The sequence below is a fragment of the Collinsella aerofaciens genome, assembly GCF_032584215.1.
Lineage (GTDB): Bacteria > Actinomycetota > Coriobacteriia > Coriobacteriales > Coriobacteriaceae > Collinsella.
This window is the reverse complement of record NZ_JAWHPN010000131.1, coordinates 1-441: the sequence shown is the minus strand read 5'-3', so window position 1 is coordinate 441 and position 441 is coordinate 1. Positions and strand designations below refer to the sequence as shown.

At 39.5% G+C, this 441-nt stretch carries 1 protein-coding gene; it reads right to left on the bottom strand.

Translation table 11 applies throughout. The features are described from left to right. The coding region (locus tag RX395_RS10095; protein ID WP_316367379.1) for a hypothetical protein at positions 1 to 310 on the bottom strand (310 nt) is incomplete at its 3' end. Positions 311 to 441: the final 131 nt, after the last annotated feature.

Genomic DNA, 441 nt, shown 5'->3' with positions numbered 1-441 from the left:
TGGTCCACACTTGATTGAGATTCAAGTTAATAATTCCATTGATGTGCGCGGATTCTTTTCCGCTCCCGTTGGAAACGACACTTACAATATCTTTATAGAAATGGTCTGCGTTGTAGTAGTGTTTTTCTAAGTCCGCTAAAAAATAGATATCATCGCTCAGTTTACGGTGATAAAATTTCCTGGTTGTCTCGCAGAAAATATCTTCCCACTTGCTGTTTGTAATATCAGCACTGGCTCCAGCACCGCAAAACACAGAAAAGGTATTAGAGAGTAGCTGCGATACAATTTCATTGACATAAGCAAAGTTCATAAGCCATCCCCAAGAAAAAACTGACCTAACCATTTCGAATCATTTTCGCGTAGGATAATTGGAGATTATCAATCATATTCTATCCTATAATCCTGGAGTTTGCAAGAAGAGCGACCACCGCAATGTCATGC